The 18,699-nt window shown below is 65.8% G+C and carries 14 protein-coding genes; 8 read left to right on the top strand and 6 right to left on the bottom strand.

All coding sequences use genetic code 11. The features are described 5' to 3' along the window. Positions 1–343 precede the first annotated feature (343 nt). Positions 344–931, bottom strand: a complete 588-nt coding sequence (locus V5740_RS08940; protein ID WP_347302138.1) for an abortive infection family protein — start codon at positions 929–931, stop codon at positions 344–346. 651 nt (positions 932–1,582) lie between these two features. Between V5740_RS08940 and V5740_RS08935 the strand changes: the two genes are divergently transcribed. The 5 genes from V5740_RS08935 (at position 1,583) to V5740_RS08915 (ending at position 10,018) form a co-directional block, all read left to right on the top strand. Further along, positions 1,583–2,881 carry a hypothetical protein gene (locus V5740_RS08935; RefSeq protein ID WP_347302137.1) on the top strand — a complete coding sequence of 433 codons (1,299 nt, stop codon included), beginning with the start codon at positions 1,583–1,585 and terminating at the stop codon, positions 2,879–2,881. 447 nt (positions 2,882–3,328) lie between these two features. Then, the gene (locus V5740_RS08930; protein ID WP_347302136.1) at positions 3,329–5,512 is read left to right on the top strand and encodes a P-loop NTPase fold protein; all 2,184 of its coding nucleotides are present in this window, start codon (positions 3,329–3,331) and stop codon (positions 5,510–5,512) included. Positions 5,513–6,192: 680 nt separating this feature from the next. Next, complete coding sequence (locus V5740_RS08925) at positions 6,193–6,831, top strand: (2Fe-2S)-binding protein (protein ID WP_347302135.1); 639 nt, start codon at positions 6,193–6,195, stop codon at positions 6,829–6,831. Further along, on the top strand, positions 6,831–7,850 hold the full coding sequence (locus V5740_RS08920; protein ID WP_347302134.1) for a xanthine dehydrogenase family protein subunit M: 1,020 nt from the start codon (positions 6,831–6,833) through the stop codon (positions 7,848–7,850). Before V5740_RS08925 ends, V5740_RS08920 begins: the two co-directional genes overlap by 1 nt. Beyond that, positions 7,847–10,018, top strand: coding sequence for a xanthine dehydrogenase family protein molybdopterin-binding subunit (locus V5740_RS08915; protein ID WP_347302133.1), 2,172 nt, complete (start codon positions 7,847–7,849; stop codon positions 10,016–10,018). Before V5740_RS08920 ends, V5740_RS08915 begins: the two co-directional genes overlap by 4 nt. Here V5740_RS08915 and V5740_RS08910 read toward each other — a convergent pair. The 3 genes from V5740_RS08910 to V5740_RS08900 form a co-directional block, all read right to left on the bottom strand. Continuing rightward, positions 10,015–10,977, bottom strand: coding sequence for an AraC family transcriptional regulator (locus V5740_RS08910; RefSeq protein WP_347302132.1), 963 nt, complete (start codon positions 10,975–10,977; stop codon positions 10,015–10,017). The genes V5740_RS08915 and V5740_RS08910 overlap by 4 nt on opposite strands. A gap of 90 nt (positions 10,978–11,067) precedes the next feature. After that, positions 11,068–12,243 (bottom strand): VTT domain-containing protein, encoded by a 1,176-nt coding sequence (locus V5740_RS08905; RefSeq protein WP_347302131.1) that lies wholly within the window; start codon positions 12,241–12,243, stop codon positions 11,068–11,070. Between the two features lie 12 nt (positions 12,244–12,255). Continuing rightward, positions 12,256–13,041 (bottom strand): MipA/OmpV family protein, encoded by a 786-nt coding sequence (locus V5740_RS08900; protein ID WP_347302130.1) that lies wholly within the window; start codon positions 13,039–13,041, stop codon positions 12,256–12,258. A gap of 605 nt (positions 13,042–13,646) precedes the next feature. On the opposite strand from V5740_RS08900, the gene V5740_RS08895 reads away from it, so the two are divergent. Together V5740_RS08895 and V5740_RS08890 are read left to right on the top strand one after the other, a co-directional pair. Next, a complete protein-coding gene (locus tag V5740_RS08895; RefSeq protein WP_347302129.1) occupies positions 13,647–14,570 on the top strand; it encodes an AraC family transcriptional regulator in 924 nt (307 codons plus the stop codon). A gap of 71 nt (positions 14,571–14,641) precedes the next feature. Then, positions 14,642–15,589, top strand: coding sequence for an oxidoreductase (locus V5740_RS08890; protein ID WP_347302128.1), 948 nt, complete (start codon positions 14,642–14,644; stop codon positions 15,587–15,589). A gap of 3 nt (positions 15,590–15,592) precedes the next feature. On the opposite strand, the gene V5740_RS08885 is transcribed toward V5740_RS08890, so the two are convergent. Together V5740_RS08885 and V5740_RS08880 are read right to left on the bottom strand one after the other, a co-directional pair. Next, positions 15,593–16,825 (bottom strand): MFS transporter, encoded by a 1,233-nt coding sequence (locus V5740_RS08885; protein WP_347302127.1) that lies wholly within the window; start codon positions 16,823–16,825, stop codon positions 15,593–15,595. Further along, the gene (locus V5740_RS08880; RefSeq protein WP_347302126.1) at positions 16,822–17,670 is read right to left on the bottom strand and encodes a helix-turn-helix transcriptional regulator; all 849 of its coding nucleotides are present in this window, start codon (positions 17,668–17,670) and stop codon (positions 16,822–16,824) included. The genes V5740_RS08885 and V5740_RS08880 overlap by 4 nt, the downstream gene beginning before the upstream one ends. Positions 17,671–17,768: 98 nt before the next feature. On the opposite strand from V5740_RS08880, the gene V5740_RS08875 reads away from it, so the two are divergent. Further along, on the top strand, positions 17,769–18,668 hold the full coding sequence (locus tag V5740_RS08875) for an SDR family oxidoreductase (protein WP_347302125.1): 900 nt from the start codon (positions 17,769–17,771) through the stop codon (positions 18,666–18,668). The last annotated feature ends 31 nt before the right edge of the window (positions 18,669–18,699 follow it).

Here is an 18,699-nt window from a genome sequence, read left to right as displayed (position 1 = left end):
GAGCCTAAATCACCCCTCCGTCGGCCCTGAGTTTCGAGGGCGTCCCTTGATCCCGCACATCGCACGTTGGTTCTGGAGCTTAGCGAGTTGCTCAAAGAGCACCATGCAATTTTCGCTCGGCGGCGGGGTTACGAAACCGAGCATTTCCGAAGTGGGTGTCTGCTTAAGCTGCCTGTCACCCAGAACCTGTCGCGCGGCAAGCGGCCCAACTCCGGCAGCTCGACTTGGTAGGCGTCTTACGAGCGCCACAGGCCGGAATTTCGCATGAACGAACGGTATATATTGGGAAGCCGAAATGGGGTTGAACGTCGACGTTGGGTCGCCCCGATTAACGTTGGTAGAGCTACGTCTCTTTGCCGTGTCGAATGAGCCACGCGGCAAGGATCAGCCCGCTTGACGCGACAAGGCTGGCGTCATCTGCGCTGATCGGCTCTTCTTCATCAACCACCTTTCCATGCCCCGTTCCCGCTGCATTTCGGAGCTCGTTCGCTGTGTCGATCATGGTGCGGGCACTACTCGCGATTTTTCGTATGGCTCGCTCGCGCTTGGTCGTTGGCGGAGTCGTTCCGACTAGACCGAGCTCGTTGAGACACCGCGTCGCGAGATCGGGAAAAGCCAGCGCCTCCAGGTTTTTGAAGCCGCGACGCTGTAAGATCGTACGCATTGTTGCCTCGAGGAGATCTTTGGTGGTCCCAATTGCCAGCTGAGGGTCGGCGGGCAGGGCTGCGCGGAGACGCGCGGCGTACTGACTAAGATCGATAACATCGTTAACGTCTTGGATCTCCGCGAGACCGTGGCCTAACGCTTCAAGCAGTGGATCTTGTTGCCCTTTCCATAGGTCCAGGAAAGTCGGGTCATTCTGCTTGAACCAGCGCTGCACAGTCGGTCGCTCGAAAAGATCGAGAACCGCGTCATCGTTCTGCTGATCCACTATGTACGAAATCAACCTCAGGATGTTGCCTTCGGCGTCAGCATCTCCCCACTCGATGCTCCGAAAGAACCTGTACTGATGCTCCGCCCATGCTTCGAGTTGATGGAGGACTACGAACTTCCGCCACTCGCTAACGTCTAGGCGTGCAGCTGTGGCCTCAGCCAATTTGACGCGAAATCGAGCTGTGAGCCCACTGTCATCACGTACGTGCCTCGGAACACGTCGGCTTGTTGGCATTCGTACACTCCCATGAAATCCGCTGCAGAGCAGTTACACCCAAGCATGATCTCATCCAACGGCGTTACCGCCAGCCTCAATCGGCCTCGCCTGGCTGGTGAATGGATGGCTGAAGTTGGTGAGCCGGAAACGAGCCGCGAATGGCCGCAAAGGGGTATGCCAGAGGGGCGCACGATGGGCGGCTCGCGACCAATCTCGTCCATTCCAAGATCTAGGCTGAATGAACGCTCCTGCCGGAAACAAGTCATTCAATTGCCGACGAGCTGCAGGTCGGCAACGCGCCGCCCGTGATACTGCCACGCGGGAGTCTCAAGCCTGATGAGTTTTCCGTCTGTCGCGACAAGCACTCTTCATTGCGCTAAGCGCTCATGGACGCCGCGCGAGCGGCCTTCACTCACCGGATGAGGCGCTGCTGTGATACTTGGCTTCGAAGAACTGATCCTTCGATGCGTCGGTGACGACGCGAAAGCGCATATTCGGGAAGCTGTGCGCTGTTACGAGGCCGGAGCTTATCGTGCCGCGATTGTCTCGACGCATGTAGCCGTATGCTTCGACTTAATTGCGAAGCTGCGCGGGCTAGCTTCTAATGGGGACCAAGAAGCCGTTACCCTCGTGACGCAGCTTGATGCACTCCAAGAGCAGCAGCGAAGCGGAAGCGTGCAGGCGATCAAGGGGCTACTCGAGATTGAGCGCAACCTGCTTGAGGATTTTAGGGATAAGTTCGACTTCTTCGGCCATCAGGAGTTTGAGGAGCTAAGTCGGCTCCGGGCTGACCGCAACCGCTGCGCCCACCCAACCTTCTCACATGACGCCCAACCCTATGCGCCAGCAGCCGAGCTTGCGCGACTGCACATCCGTTCTGCTCTGACTTACGTTTTGTCGCAGCAGGCGCGGCAAGGCAAAGCAGCACTCGCGAGCCTTCAAGCAGTGATTGTATCGCCCTACTTTCCAACGGCCTTGGACGACGCTGTAGCTCGTCTGCGTGGAGCTGAAATTGGGAATGCCCGTGATGCGCTCGTGCGCGCCTTTGTCGACGATCTCGTTTTCGGGTGGCCGGATGCGACCCACCCTTATCATCTGAATACAAACGTGCTTGTCGCCATTGAGGCGACCGTCGAATTGCACCGACCTATTGCGGTGCCTCGGTTGATCACCGCAATTGAGAAGTTGGTAAAAAGCGGTGTTCCTGACGCAGTGCTCTTCGCCGGCGCAGCGTCCCTGCGTATCAGCGAAGCAGGCGAGCAGGTCGACACCGCCACCCAGGTGGTGCTTCAGACCTGGCTTCTGCAGGAGACGTTCGATGATAAAGGTCATGCGATAAAGCGAGCGCTGCAGATAGATTGGTGGCGTGCCAAAGCTCTACAGGCTCTCGCCTCGTTGAGTGCCGACCAATTGGCTGGCGTCCCCGAACCTACGCCCGAGATGATCACACGCGCCGCTCAAATCTACGCAACCGCCGTCACTTGGGACCAAGCCAACACGCTTGCTACGAGCCTCGCCAACCCGCTAGCTGACCGTTTCTCTGCCGAAGACATCGCCCTAGTGCTTGAGGCTTCTCATAACGGAGCAGACCTTCGCGGCAGCCATGGCTTCCGAGAGTTCATAAGCCTGCTTTACGACAAAAACCCAATAAGCGACTATGATCTAGAGGCACTTTTAGATGAGCATCATCTGAAGGTTTATAAGCGCACCATCCAAACTGCAGAGGGTTGAAACATCAATATCAACCAGTAAAAAGCCGCCAAAGTTACTAATTCAACTGGCCAGAATAAGCGAATGCCTGGAGGCCAACAGTTGCTAAACGCTGTGGTTGACCGCGCTTCAGAATGGCGGGTGAGTCCCACTTCTCGCCGCCGCGCGTCCTCAATATGACCCCTAGAGTTCCGAGCGGCTTACATTAACGAGCGTCCGAGGCTGGGCACTCCGCCAAGAGGGCTGAATGGCCGGTTTGGGGTCACCCATCTGCGGAGCTGGCTAGCCGTTCTCGCCCCATTGCACCCCCACCTCGACCTGCCGTACCATCAGGTTATGCTCGCGATGGATCAAGTCGAGCAGCAGCCGTTTGTAGGCTAGGCGTTTCCTTGAGCGTGGGATCTGCAATCCGTGGCTGCGACGTTTGCGCCAGTTCACCAGAGAGACGTCTGCGATTATCAGACACGCATGACATGGGACCAATTGCATCAGTTCGCAGACGACGCTCCACGGTCTAACCCATGGAGTGAGGACACGCTCGGGTTCGCCCCGTTCTCGCGACGGCTGGCCGAAGCACTCGCCCGGCAGAGCGCGCCCAACGGCTACGTCTTCGGCCTGCACGGCGAGTGGGGATCCGGCAAGTCCACTGTGCTGAACTTCGTTCGCAGCCATTTTCAAAAGTGGCGCGAGGAGGAGAGCGCCGACGTGGATGGTCTGGACTGGTTCTCCTTCGAACCATGGATCGTTTCCGGCCACCAGGATCTCGCGGCGGCGTTCTTCAAGGTCATGTCGGAGCACCTCTCCGACGGCGCCGATCGGAAAGCGTCAATCAGGCGCGTGGCCAAGAGCGTCTTAGAAGCCGGTGGCGGCAAGATCGTCGACGCCGCCGCGAGTCTTGGGGTGGTGATTGATCATACCGGTGGGACCGCGTCAAAGGTCGGCGCCACCCTTGCCAAGCAGGGGTTGGCCAAAGCGGCAGAGAAGTGGCTATCCGAGCCTTCCGTGCAGAAGATTTACGACGAGCTCGTCATCCGGCTAAGGGCATCCCGCAAGCGCTTTATCGTATTCGTCGATGACATCGACCGGCTGACCTCGACCGAGATCCGATCACTTATGCAGATGGTGAAGACGGTCGGCCGGCTGCCCAACGTCACCTACTGCCTTTCCTACGATCGCCAGATCGTCTGGGCCGCCCTCGAGGAGCTCGCGCCCAGAGAAGGCGCGCGCTCAGGCTATGCGGAGAAGATCGTGCAGCACGAGGCCGAAGTCCCGGTCCCGAGCCGCACCGGACTGATGCGCATGCTCGATGCGAGCCTCCCGGAATTGCCGGGTACTCCGACGGGCGCCAGATGGATCGAGATGGTGCAGGTCGGCCTGAACCGTTGGATCCGCCACCCACGCGACGTCGTGCGGCTCTCCAACGCCATGCACTTCGCCTTGGCCGCGCTGAAGGACGAGGTCGATTCCTACGACGTGCTCTGCATGGAGGCGATGCGCCTCTTCGATCGCAAGCTCTTCGAGTGGGTGCGCGACAATCGCGACCTCCTTCTTGGAGAGGGCTACCCGGCCTTCGGCACGGAAGACGAGAAGGAGGCGGCCGCCGACGAGCTTGGCCGCACGCTGAGCGAGGACTCGCGCGCCGACGCGATCCCGATGCTGCGACTTCTGTTTCCCAACAGATCGAATGTGTTCGGCCGCCGGCCGAGCCTGTCGCACGAGACGTGGAACGAGGCCGCGGCCCGACGCGGGCTGGCGACCAAGGCCGGCTACACCGCCTATTTCAGTCTCTCGCCATCGCCGTACGCCGTTCCGAGAGCGATGGTCGAACTAGCAGCGGGTGCCGATGTCACCCGCGAGAAGCACCGCGAATACATCACGCATGCGATTGGCCTTAGAGACGAGCAGGGCGCCAGCCTTGTGGGCGAGTACTTCCAGGAGCTCGGCTACCGCCTTCATACGCTCTCGCCAGATGCAAAGTTTGAGCTGTTCAAAGCACTCGTCGACGAGAGTGTCGCCGTGTACGAGGCAAACAGCGAGGCCGGGACCTTCGGTCCTGCTTCCGCGCATCATGTCCTCGTCAATGCGATCATGAGCACACTCGGACCCGGCACTACCGGCGACGTCGTGGCCGACCTGTTCGCGACATCGGAGGACGCCGGAGCGCTAAGCGCCCTCTATGTGGACCTCGCGCGGTCGCTCGGCGTGATGAAGACCGATGGGGCCAGCCGGCGTGACTATATGCACCTCGAAAGCTTTGAGGCGCTTGGACCCGTCCTGCTCCCTAAGATTGAGGCGGCAGCGAAAGCCGGCCAGCTTACCGCTCTGCCGCACTACTACGAGGTGGCAAGGGCTTGGTCGCATCTCGGGGGTGCGGAAGAGGCGCGTGCGTGGCTCGCCAACGAGGCAAGGCGCAACGGCCACACGCTCGCCAAGCTCTCCAAGGGCATGCTCGGCAGTTCGCACGATGGCACCACGACAAGATTTGGCGTCTACCGGTCGGTAGAGTCCGATTTTTACGAACTCTATGATCTCGATGCGATCGAGGAGGGATGCCGCGCCTTTATCGACTCGGAGGATCTAAATGATATCGAGCGCGCCAGGATTAGGGCCCTGTCGACCGGCTTGGCCAGTCTCAGTCGCGCCAAGGGGTAAGTATCGCATCCATGCCCGCTTGTCCGTGACCTCCCGTGTCAATTGACCTTGGGACGCATATGAACGCCTGAAACGAGGACGAGATCGACAACTCGGTTGCGGTGCGGTGACCGTGCCGCACATATCGACTAGCACCTCGTTGTTTGAATGGCTCTATGTCGAGGCCATCGAAACGGTGACCATGTGGTGCTCTAACCTCAAAATGAAGAGCAGCCCGTTTGTCGATCGACCGTTCCCGTCGGCCGGAGTTTGGGTCCACTGCTCTGTGACCCGGACAAACGGCGTCTGACCACACAGACTTTGCCGTTCATTGCCCCGATTAGAGCACCGGAGAGCAATTGTAAGATCGTGATGAACGAATGGCCGAAGTTGGGATGCGAAAGCGGTGGTCTGAGCGTCCGCTATGGGGTCAGCCTTCTCAAGGTGAGCTGGAGCTGATCTTGCACGCTCTCGCTGAATGAGCGGTCCAACACCTTTCTTCCGCCGCTTCTTACCGGGTGCTGGCCATGTCAGTGTTGCCCGATGGCTTGAGCGCGTCCATCGGTGAGCCGCCTTCGAATAGCCTCGCGCAGAGCCCGCCTACGATCGGGCAAGGATTGGCCCGGTTCCGGCATGTGGTGCTCCCGCGTTGTACGTTAGGATCGGTGATCAACGCCGATTGCTCTGCGAGACTGCGACCGATGACCGATACCGGACAGAAAATTTCCACCCCGCTGATTGAACTGGACCGGCGCACGGTCATCGCAGCCGGACTGGGCGCGGCTGCAACCATCTCCGCGACCGGCCAAGCGGCCCGGGCGCAGGCGGGCGCGGCGGCCGCGACGGCGGAAGCAGCGGCACCGGCTGGGATCGCGATGACGATCGCCCCGCGGATCAATGGGCAGGCGATGCGGATGAAGATCGACACGCGCACGTCGCTGCTGGACCTGCTGCGCGAACAGCTTCACCTGACCGGGGCCAAGAAGGGCTGCGACCATGGGCAGTGCGGCGCCTGCACCGTCCATGTCGACGGGCGCCGCGTCGCATCCTGCCTGACCCTGGCCGCTAAAGTGGACAGGCGGTTCGTGACCACAATCGAAGGATTGGCCGATGGGGAGGAGCTGCATCCCATGCAGCAGGCCTTCATCGATCACGATGCGCTGCAATGCGGGTATTGCACGCCAGGGCAGATCATGGCGGCGATCGCTTGCGTCCAGGAAGGACACGCCACCAGCCGCGACAGCATCCGCGAATATATGAGCGGCAATATCTGCCGTTGCGGCGCCTATGTCGGGATTGTCGCCGCGATCGAGGCGGTGGCGCAAGGGGGGCAGGCCTGATGCGCGCCTTCAGCTATGCCCGGCCCGACAGCGCCGCCGCCGCGATCGAGGTGTTTGCGCAGGCGGGCAGCGGCGCCCGCTACATTGCCGGCGGCACGACGCTGTACGACCTGATGAAGCTTCGCGTGGAGCAACCGGCGCAGCTCATCGACATCACGGCGATCCGCGGCATGGACGACATCGACACGGATGGCGACACGCTGCGCTTCGGCGCGCTCGCCCTGATGAGCGACGTGGCGGCAGACCGCGCGGTGCAGCGCGATTATCCGGTTTTTGCGGAAAGTCTGGCTAAGGCGGCATCGCAACAATTGCGCAACATGGCGACCGTCGGCGGCAACCTGCTGCAACGCACGCGGTGCCTATACTACCGCAACGGCGCGGGCAGCGCGTCCACCGCCAACATCTACCCCTGCAACAAGCGGGAGCCGGGCGCCGGCTGCGCCGCGCAGGACGGGATCGACCGGGGACAGGCGGTGCTGGGGCAGAGCGCCGCGTGCAATGCGGTCAGTCCTGGCGACTGGCCCGTGGCGCTGACCGCCATGGACGCGCAGGTGGAGCTGGCCGGGCCGGAGGGTGCGCGCACGGTGCCGGTGGCCGATCTGTACAGGCTGCCGGGGGATACGCCGCACCTGGAATTCACCCTGCTGCCGGGCGAGATGATCATTGCCATCATCGTGCCAGCCACGCGTGCCGGGCGCCATTCCACCTATCACAAGATCCGCGATCGGGAGAGCTACGCCTTCGCCATCGCGTCTGCTGCGGTGGCGCTGGATCTGGACGGCGGGGTGATCCGCCGCGCGCATGTCGCGCTGGGCGGGGTTGCCACGCGGCCGTGGCGCGCCGCGGCGGCGGAGCAGGTGCTGCAAGGGCAGGCGGTCACGCCGGAGGCCGTGCTGGCGGCCGGGCGCGCCGCGATGGAGGGCGCGCGGGCCGGGCATCACAATGGCTTCAAGATCGAACTGGGAGCACGCACGGTTGCCGATGCCATTCTGATCGCCGCTGAAAGGAACCGGGCATGAGTATCGCACCCTTTCCCGATCGTGCTCGGGTCGATGCGCGCGAGAAGGTTCGTGGCGCGGCGCTCTACGCCGCCGATTTCGCCTTCCCCGACCTGCTGCACGCCATGATGGTTCCCGCTACCATCGCGAAGGGAAGGGTCGATGCGGTGCCGGTGGAGGCGGCGCTGCAGGTGCCGGGGGTCGTCCGCGTGCTGACCGCCACGGACTTTCCACCGCCCGTGCCGTCGCCCACCGCAGGTGCCGAAGGCCCGCCGCCACCCCCGCCGATGATCACGGCCGAGATCGCCTATCGCGGGCAGCCGGTCGCGCTGGTGCTGGCGGAGACGCTGGAGGCCGCGATCGAGGGAGGGGAGGCGATCCGCCCCCGCTACACGCCCGACGATGCGTTCGCCCCGCTGATCGACAGCGCGGGGCATCGGGCGGAGCCGGTCGAGCCGGTCACGACCGGCGATGCGGATGCGGCCATGGCGCGGGCGACCACGCGCCTGCGGGCCGAATACGTGTCCCCCGCGCAGCATCACAATCCGATCGAAATGCTGTCCACCACCGCGTTCTGGCGCGACGGCGTGCTGACCGTGCATGAAGGCACGCAGAGCACCAGCGGGGCCAAGGGTGCGGTCCTGCGCAACCTGCGGCTCGAACCCGATCAGGTGGTGGCGAAGAGCCCGCAAATCGGCGGCGGGTTTGGGCAGAAGGGAACCCCCCAGCGGCAGACCGCCATCGTGGCGCATGCGGCGATGCTGACCGGCCGGCCGGTCAAGCTGGTCCTGCCGCGCGGGCAGATCTTCCACAATGCTTCGTTCCGCCCGCGCAGCCGCCACCGGGTTGAGATCGGCGCGGACGCGTCGGGGCAGATGATCGCAGTCCGTTACGACGCCGATCACCAGCAGTCGCGCACCGGGCAGTTTTCGCCGGCCGAATATCTGGAGGCGGCGCCGCAGATGTACGGCTTGACTGACTTCCACGGCACCGCCGCGAACATCCGGATCGATACGCAATCGCCGGGCTACATGCGCGCGCCGCACCCGCACCCGTCCTGCTTCGCCTTTGAAAGCGCGGTGGACGAACTGGCGGCGATGCTGGAACAGGACCCGGTGGCATACCGCCTGCGCCACGGCACGAACCACGACCCGATCCATGACCGGCCGCAATCGTCCAACCACCTGCATCAATGCCTGCGCGAAGGCGCGCGCCGGTTCGGGTGGGACCGGCGCAGCGCGGCGCCCGGCTCCATGCGGCTGGCGGACGGGACGCAGGTGGGCTGGGGCGTGGCCGCCGGCGCGTACCCGGTGCATATCCACCCCAATATCGCCACCCTGACCGTGCGGGCGGACGGGACCACCCGCTTCGCCGCCGCGGCGCACGAGATGGGGCAGGGCATCCGCTCCACGATCGAGCAGGTGCTGGTGCGCGAACTCGACATCGATCCCGCCCGGCTGGAACTCGCCATCGGCGACACCTCCGCCGCGGCGCAGCACACCACGGCCGGGTCGTGGGGCACGGCGAGCGTCGTGCCGGCCGCGCTGGAGGCGGCAGGCCGGATCAAGGCGGCGATGGCCGAGCTGCTGGCCACCCGGCAGGTCGCGGGGGACCTCCATCGCCAGCTCGCGGCCGTGCGCCGCCCGTCGCTTAGCGTGGAGGTAACCCATATCCCGCACGGGCAGGGGGCGGAAGAACTGGCCACCTTCCGGCAGGGTGGCATGGCGCTGGCCGGGCCGTTCTTCCCTGCCTTCACCACGTTCAGCTACATCGCGCACTTCGTGGAGGTGCGGGTGGAACCGCGCACGTGCCGCGTGCGGGTGCCGCGCGTCGTCAGCGTGGCCGATTGCGGCCGGGTGATGAGCCCGCGCACCGCCGCCAGCCAGGTGCGCGGCGGCGTCACCTGGGCGATCAGCGCCGCGCTGCGGGAAGAAACGGAGGTGGACCCGCGCTATGGCGGGTGGCTGAACAACGATCTGGCCGATTACGTGGTCGCGGTGAACGCCGACATCGGGGAGATCGACGTCAGCTTCATCGACGAGCCCGATCCGGTGGTGAACAGCCTTGGCGCCAAGGGGCTTGGCGAGGTCGCCATGGTCGGCTGCGCCGCAGCGGTCGCCAACGCCATCCATCACGCCACCGGTACCCGCCTGCGTGAGATGCCGTTCCGGATCGAGGACCTGCTCTAGCTGCCGGCAGGCTCCAGCGTTGCGGCCGGGAGGGGCGCGGTGCGCGCCACCCGGTCGCGCCGGGGCGGGGCGCCGAACATCCGCACGAAGTCGCGCGAGAAGTGCGACGCGCTCTGATACCCGACCTCCAGCGCGGCGAGCCCGGCCGGCATGGCTTCGGCGATCATGAGCCGCCGGGCCTCGGTCAGCCGCAGGTGCGTCTGGAACTGGAGCGGGGACAGGCTGGTCAGCTCCTTAAAATGACGGCGAAAGGCGGATGGGCTGAGGTTCGCCGCCGCCGCCAGCCGGTCGATGCCGATCGGTTCGCGGAACCGCTGGCGCAGCAGGTCGATCGCGCGGGTCAGCCGCTGCTGCTCCCCGCTCGGGATCGCCAGGTGCCGCAGGGCCGTGCCATGCTGGCTGCGCAACAGCCAGTAATGCAGCTCGCGCATGATCGCCGGCTGTACCGGCGCAATCGCCTCCGGATGATCGATCAGGCGCAGCAGCCGGGTGGCACAATCGATGATCGTCTGGTCCAGCGTTTCGGAAAAGACCGGCGTGCTCACCGACCCCGTCGCCGGCGCATCCCCGATCTCCAGCGCCAGCGTGTGCAGCAGCGCTAGGTCCAGCTCGATGGCGACAGCGACATAGGGTTCGGCGGGCGTCGCCTGCACGATATGGCCGGTGACCGGCATATGCGCCGCGACGATGATGGACTGCCCGGCATGCAGCAGGCGCTCTTCCTGCCCGACCAGCAGCGACTTGCGGCCCTGCAGCACCAGGCAGATCAGCGGCCGGTAGATGGACCGCATCGGACCCTGCAGGCGCCAGGTCCGCATCATGCGCAAGCCGGGCACAGGCGTCAGCACCACACCGTCGGCGTCGGCACAGCGGTCGGCATGCTGCAGCACGGCGGCCAGCAGGCGGTCATTGTCAAACGGGCGAACAGGCGTGGTCATGGCGCAGATGTGGTCGTTCATGGCCCAAGCGGAAGCATTCGGTCGTTTCCGACAAAGGGCAGGGTGGATGTGGCAAGGAGACGGATTGTCGGCGGTCGAACCTTGGAAAGCTCATGCTTCGAGCGGGCTTGTCGCGCGCAGGCGATGCACTGTCGCGGGCGGAAGATTGCGCCATGCGGTTCCGATGCGTCGAGATGTCAGACTGAGGCGCTGCAAGACGGTATCCGGCACGGAGCACTGGCGACCATAGGTGAACAGGTACAGGGACGCGCCGGGGGCGAGGCGGGCGAAAGTCGCTCTCAGGATCGACTCCACCTGCGCCGGTGGCATGGCGAGCAGGCCCAGGCCGCAGACGGCGGAACCGAACGGCATGGGCCCGGTCATGCCGTTCTGCGCCAGCGCGGCCGCATCGATCGACAGGATTCTCGCGTCCGGGAAGCGCCGGCGCAGCAGAGCGGCAAGGTCCGGATCCCGTTCTACCAGGGTCAGTGACGATGCAGGCACGCCGCGGGCCAGCAGCGCCTGGGCGAACACGCCGGTGCCGCTGCCGAGTTCGAGCACGGGGCCGGTGCCCGGCGCGATCTCCCGCGTGATCAGCGCCGCGAGTGCGCGGCCCGACGGTGCCAGCGCCGCCACCGCCAGTGGATCGCGCAGCCACGCCCGCCAGAACCGCAGGCGGTCCGACCAGCGGCTCGCTGTCAGTCGGCGCCATCGTGCGGTAATCCGCAGCAGCAGGAGGAGCAGGCCCGACGCGGCGCCCAGCATTAGGCACACCAGCGTCATGTTCGGTGCCCGTCCCGGCTGCGCAAGTAGATAGCCCAGCGTCATGAAGGCGGCGTTCCACAGGCTCAGCCCTGCCAGTGTCCAGAGCAGGAATCGTCGCGGATCGGCCCGCATTGCGCCACCCATCAATGGGGCCAGTAAGCGCACGGCCGGCACCATCTGCGCGCTGAAGGGCAGCGTTGCACCGTTCCCATGCGGCAATCTCCGGCCGAGGCCGAACCGGCGCCGAAGTCCGCGCGGCAGGCGCAGGCGGCGCGATCGGGCCATGGCGCAGCCGGCGACGAAGCAGGCACCCGCGCCGACGCTGCTGCCCAGCACCGATAGCGACAGGGCCGCAGGCAGGTTCCAATGGCCCTGCGCCGATGCCATGCCGATGGCCGCGAACAGACCTTGCGAAGGCAGCACCGGCACCACCCGCTCCACAAGGGAGAGCGTGAACACGCCAAGCAGGCCCAACGGGGCCACCAGCAGCAGCGCGGCGGCGATCGGATCGGCGGCGATCATGGGCGTGGCCGCTCAGAACCGATACGACAATGCGACGCCGGCGAGGGGCTGCCAGCGGCGGCCTTCATCGGTGACCGGACTGTCTGCCGGGTCGCCGATCAAGTAGTTCGCTCCGGCCCGGCCGATCACGCCCCAGCGCCGGCTGAAGTAGTAACCGACGGTGATTCCGGCGCCCACATCCCGGAAGCCGGCACCGGGATCGTAGGGGGCGAGGTTGCTGGCCATTGCGGCGGCGGGAGCAATGCCGAAATAGATTCGGGTATAATCGGCGTCGGCCCAGGTCGCCTGCGCATCCAGAGACACGAACAGGTCGAGCCTTCTGATCGCCGCATAGCTGGCACTGCCGGTTACCAACGATCCGTTATGGACATCGGACACGTCATGCAGGGCGGTAAGCTCCACCTGCACTGCCCCCTGTCCGCGCGCATCGCCGCCCAGGCGGTAGCCGACAAATGCGCCCGCCTCCACTGCCGTGTCGATCTCCGGCAGCAAGCCGACCGGCCCATCCACGTCGTTGCGTTCCAGTCGGGGGGCGATGACAGGACCCAGCGACAGGCGCGGATCGGCGATCAGGTCGGCCCGGGCACGCAGGCCACGCAGTTCCAGCGTGACGTCGCCCAATTGCAGATCGCCGAACAGCAGCGGAATGACCCGCATGTCGTCCGATCCGTCATATTCGGGTGCGACGCCGGCACCCACGGCGACCTGCCCGTGCAGGCCTCCGGCGGAGGGTGCCTCCTGCGCGGCGGCGGGAATGGCGCAGCAGGTGGCGAACAGAGGGGGAAGGATGTGACGCATACGGACAGTTTCCTTGGGGCAGGGGAGGGGAGCCACCGGGTGCTGCAATGGGGCGGAAGCCCCCAGTGGCCGGCGCCTCCGGGGCAGGCAGGCGCCGATCGGACCGGCGGGTTGGGGGTGACTGATCGCCGGCCGAAACGGGTCGGCTTGGCGCGGCAGCCATTGGCGCTGCCGCTTTCGGTGCTAGGATGAGTCGTTGCCGGACGAGATCAGCGGGTCGCTTTCGAGGGCCGGCAAAGTGCGCAGCCATCGTATCGGGTTGGGTCGCCGCAGGAACGCGCCAAGCCTATCCCTTGTCCGGCAATAGGCACAAAGGATTCAAGAGAATAGGGAATGGGTAAACAGGCAAGATCTGCCAACCATAATGCAGATTTCGACCCGGCCTGTTGCCGACATCATCCGCAGTACTTTGAAGTACCATTGACCTTAAGCGACGTTCTGCCATGATGCTCTCGTCCCGCTTGGTTTTCGCATGCTCAAGCTAGAGGGACCGGTCGATGAACAGAATATCAGATACAGCGAAGATCTTGCCTTTTCCTGCAGGGCAAGCGCACCCCGCGGAGAACGGCGGGGCACGCCTCTCGCCGCCTTCCCTGGTGGCGGCAATGATGGAGGTGATCGCGGCGCAGGGCGGCGGCGAGGGTCAGTTCCTTACGCCGATGGATGCAGTGCGGATCGTGCGATCCTGTCAGGAGATCATGCCGATCCGCAACATCTACCGTCCGTCGCTCTGCGTGGTGGTGAAGGGCGCCAAGGAAATCATGTTTGGCGACACCGCGCTCGCTTACCGGGAAATGGAATGCCTGGTGGTCAGCGTGGAGCTGCCGGCCAAGGGTCGCATGGTCGGCGCCACTCCAGAAAAGCCCTATCTCGGTGTCACCGTCGATTTCGACGTCGCCATGCTGCGCGAGGTGATGCAGCAGATGGCGAGCCCGCCCGTGCCCTCCGCTGCCAACGTGCCGTGCGTGTTCATCGGGCGGGTGGACGAACCGCTGGCCGATTGCATCACGCGGCTGGTGCGCCTGACGCAGACGCCCGATGCCGTGCCGGTGCTCTACCCCGCAATCATGCGGGAAATCTGCTACTGGCTGCTGACCGGGCCGCATGGCGGCGAGATGGCCAAGCTGGCCTTGCCCGAAACCAATACCGAACGGGTCGCCCGCGTCATCCAGATGCTGCATCGCAAGTTCGCCGAGACGCTGCGGGTAGAACAACTGGCGGAGGTGGCGAACATGAGCCCGTCGTCCTTCCATCACCACTTCAAGCAGATGACATCGATGACGCCGGTCCAGTTCCAGAAGCAACTGCGCCTGCTGGAGGCGCGGCGGCTGATGGTGACCAATGCCGCCAACGTATCGGAGGCGGCGTTCCAGGTCGGGTACGAGAGCGCGTCCCAGTTCAGCCGTGAGTATACGCGCGCCTTCGGTGTCGCGCCCAAGCGGGACGTCATGAACTTCCGCGCGCTGCTGGCGGCCGCCGCACGCCAGCCGGGGGAGCGGCGCGCCGCCGCCGGAGGATCGGGCATGTAACGGCTGGCATCGGGCATGGTGCCGGACGGCACCGGCACTAGCTTTGGCGGGTATCGTGAAAGGAGCCTGTCATGCCCCGTTGGACTGCATCGGACATTCCGTCCCAGAACGGCCGCCTGGCCATCGTCACCGGCACTGGCGGCCTCGGCTACGAGACAGCTCTTGCCCTGGCGCGTGCAGGGGCGGGGGTGATCGTTGCCGGCCGCAACCCGGACAAGGGTGCCACCGCGGTCGACAGCATCCGCGATGCGGTGCCGGGGGCCGCCGTCAGCTTCGAGCAACTGGACCTTGCCGATCTCGACTCCATCGGCGCCTTTGCTGAGCGGATCGGGCGGGATCGCCGGTGTATCGATCTGCTGGTCAATAATGCCGGCGTGATGGCTCCGCCCGTGCGACGGGTGACCGCCAACGGCTTCGAGCTGCAACTGGGCACCAACCACCTCGGCCATTTTGCGTTGACCGGATTGCTGCTCCCGCTGCTGTGCAATGGGCGGTCCTCGCGGGTGGTCAGCCTGTCCAGCATCGCGGCGCCCAGCGGCGCGATCAATTTCCATGACCTCAATTCGGAGCGGGATTACAAACCCTTCCCCGTCTACGCTCAGTCCAAGCTTGCTTGCCTGCTGTTCGCGTTCGAGCTGCAGCGCCGGGCAGAGGCGGCGGGCTGGCCGATCCGCAGCATTGCCGCCCATCCGGGCGTCAGCCGCACCGAGCTGATTCCCAATGGTTCGGGCCGGGGCAGCCTCAACGGTCTGCTGCTCACGACCATGCCGTTTCTGTTCCAGCCGGCGGCACAGGGTGCTCTGCCGACGCTCTATGCGGCGACTGCATCACAGGCGGACGGTGGCGGCTATTACGGGCCGGATCGACTTGGCGGCACACGCGGGCATCCCACGTCAGCCAAGGTGCCGCCGCAGGCACTGGACCGGGATGTGGCCCGGCGATTGTGGGACGAATCCGAACGGCTGACGAGTGTCCGCTTCGGTCGCCCGGCGATCGCCGTCGGCATCGCTGCCGCCTGATCGTCAGGCGGCGATGCGTCGGTCGGCGGCGCGGCAGGCCAGGGCGGCCAGGGCGCTGGCCAGCGGCACGATCATCAGACCCAGCGCCAGGCCGCGCGGCAGGCCCGCGCCGGCCGCCGCGTCGCTGACCAGGCCGACGATCAGCGGACCAAGCGCCGGCCCGACTAGGCCGGTCCCGATCAGTATCAGGCTGGATGCCATCGCCTCCCGCCCTGGCCCCGCCAGCAGATGCGCAGTTCCAAAGGCATGCGGCAGGACATAGGTGAAGGCGAACATCGCCGGCGCCAGCAGCGCGACCGCCATCGTACTGTCCGGCGCCAGCAGGGCTGCGGTGGTGGTGACGGCCGCAAGTCCGAACAGCATCGCCGGCCCGCGCAGATGGTGGCGCCCGGCGCGGGCCGCCCGATCATACGCCCGCCCGCCCAGCAAGGTGCCCGCGATGCCCATCAGCCCCTGCAATCCGCCGAACGCCAGCCCTGCCTCCGTCGCGCTGAAGCCGTGGACCCGGATCAGGAACGGTGCGACGAAGGCGTAGAACGGTGCCGCGGCGAAGCCGGTGGCAATCGCCCCGGCGAACAGCCAGCGGAACGCGGGCGCGGCCAGCAGGCGCAGGCTTTCGCGCAGATAGGGCGGCCGGCCTGCACCGGGCTCCGGCAACGTCGGTCCGGCGGCTGCCAGGGCGAACAGCGCCACCAGCACGCCCAGCATACCCGCGCCGACCAGCGCCGTGCGCCAGCCCCATGCATCGCTGACCGCGCCGCCCAGGGCGAAGCCGGCCATCGCGCCCAGCGGTATGCCCATTGAGAAAATGCCGATGGCAAGGCCGCGCCGCTCCGGCGCGATCCGCCGGGCGATCAGCGCGTGGGCGGATGGGACCGCGCCTGCTTCACCCACCGCCACTCCAATTCGGGTCAGCGCCAGGAAGGCGAAGCCCGTCGCGGCTCCGCCCAGCGCGGTCATCGCGCTCCATACCAGCGTGCAACCGACCAGCACGGCGCGCGGCGAGCCCCGGTCCGCCAGTCGGGCGAGCGGGAGCAATAGTAGGGTGTAGCAGACCGCGAAAGCGAGACCGGTGACGAGACCGACCTGCGTGTCGGACAACGCCAGCTCCGCCTTGATCGCCTCCGCCAGGATGAACGGCAGGATACGGTCGATCTGCGCGAACACGCTGATCGCAAACAGCGCCGCCAGCAGCACGGCCGCGCGCGGGCCGGTGAAGTACGCTGCCCCGGTCACGCCGGCGGCCCACCGGCGGAAGGTGCGGCGGCGGCCAGCACTGCCTCCACCCGACGGGCCGCCGCATGATCGAGCGGATTGTAGACCACCATGGCCAGGTCCGACCGCCCCTCTACCGCGAAGCTGGAGAATTCCAGTTCGATCAGCCCGTATGCCGGGTGGCGCAGCCGCTTGTGGCCGGCACCTTCCCCGACCACGTCGTTTTCCCGCCAAAGGGCAGCAAATTCAGAGCTGGCGGCGGAGAGTTCGGCCACCAGCCGGGTGATCTCCGCACCGGCGCCGGCCCGCGCGGCATCGGCGCGGAAGGCACCCACGACATACCGCGCGACCGCAAGCCAGTCTTCCTGCGCGGCGCGGGTGCGCGGATTGGTGAAGATCAGCCGCAATACGTTGCGCTCCTCGCGCGGCAATCGCGCATAATCGGTCAGCAGCACCGCCGCAGCGCGGTTCCATGCCAGCACGTCCCACGTAGCGGTCTTGATGATCGCCGGGCTCAGCGTCAGCGCGTCCAGCACCCGCTGCAGTCGCGGCGTTACGCCATCATCCGCGTGGTAGCTGGGCGCGGGCGGGCGACCGAGGCCGAGCATGAACAGATGCTCCCGCTCCGGCGCGGTGAGCATCAGGCCGGTGGCGATCCGGTCCAGCACGTCGGCCGATGGCGCGCCACCACGCCCCTGTTCCAGCCAGGTGTACCATGTGGCGGAAATGTTGGCCCGCTGCGCCACCTCCTCCCGTCGCAATCCCGGCGTGCGCCGCCGTCCACCGAAGCCGAATGCGGCCGGGTCCATGCGCGTGCGGCGATCGCGCAGGAAGGTGGCGAGGGGGGTGGCAGCGGGTGCAGGCATGGCGATCCGGTTGAAGGTTATACTAGGATGCGATCACTACTTTAACAGGATGCACTGTGCCCTGATTACTTGCTTCGGACAAGAATGGAGAAGCAAACATGCGCATTTTCCTGACCGGCGCGACCGGCTTCGTCGGTTCGCGGATCGTGCCCGAACTGCTGGCCGCAGGTCATCAGGTGCTGGGGCTTGCGCGTTCCGATGCCGGTGCGCGCCAATTGGCTGAGGCCGGCGCCGGGATCCATCGCGGCACTGTCGCGGATCTCGCCAGTCTGCGCGCCGGTGCCGAGCAGGCCGACGCGATCATACACACCGCCTTTGTGCACGACTTCACCACCTATGCCGCCAATTGCGCCGCCGATAGGGAAGCGATCCGGGCCATGGGCACGGTGCTGCGGGGGTCGGACCGGCCCTTTCTCGTGACGTCCGCCTGCACGCTAGGCGATGCGGGCGACGGCGCCCCGGCGCTTGAATCAGTGTTCGATCCCTCCTCCCCAGCGCCGCGCGCGGCCACCGAACGGGCGGTGGAGGACGTGCTGCAGATGGGAGTGGACGCGCGCGTCGTCCGCCTGCCGCAGGTCCATGATCCGGTGAGGCAGGGCCTGATCACCTTCTACATCGACCATGCCCGCCGGCACGGCATGGCCGGCTATGTCGGCGAAGGGGCGGATCGCTGGTCGGCGGGGCATGTCTCCGATGTCGCCCGCCTTTACTCGCTGGCGCTGACGCATGGGAAGGCGGGCGCGCGCTACCATGCCGCGGCGGAGGAAGGGGTGCTGTTCCGGCAGGTGGCGGAAGCCGTTGCCACAGGGCTGGACGTGCCGGCCGTAGCCCTGCCGGCAACGGATGCGGCCGACCATTTCGGCTGGCTGGCGGCCTTCATCGGCCGCAACGGCGCCGCCAGCAGCACCTGGACGCGCGCGCAGCTCGACTGGCAGCCGCACGGGCCGGGACTCGTCGCCGACCTGCAGGCGATGAATTACGCCGCTCCGCCCGTCTGAATGCGCGGTCGTAGGATTGGGCAAGCCTTGC

The sequence above is a fragment of the Croceibacterium sp. TMG7-5b_MA50 genome (assembly GCF_039830145.1).
GTDB lineage: Bacteria > Pseudomonadota > Alphaproteobacteria > Sphingomonadales > Sphingomonadaceae > Croceibacterium.
Note: the sequence above shows the minus strand (reverse complement) of the source record. Positions and strands in the feature narration are given on the sequence as shown.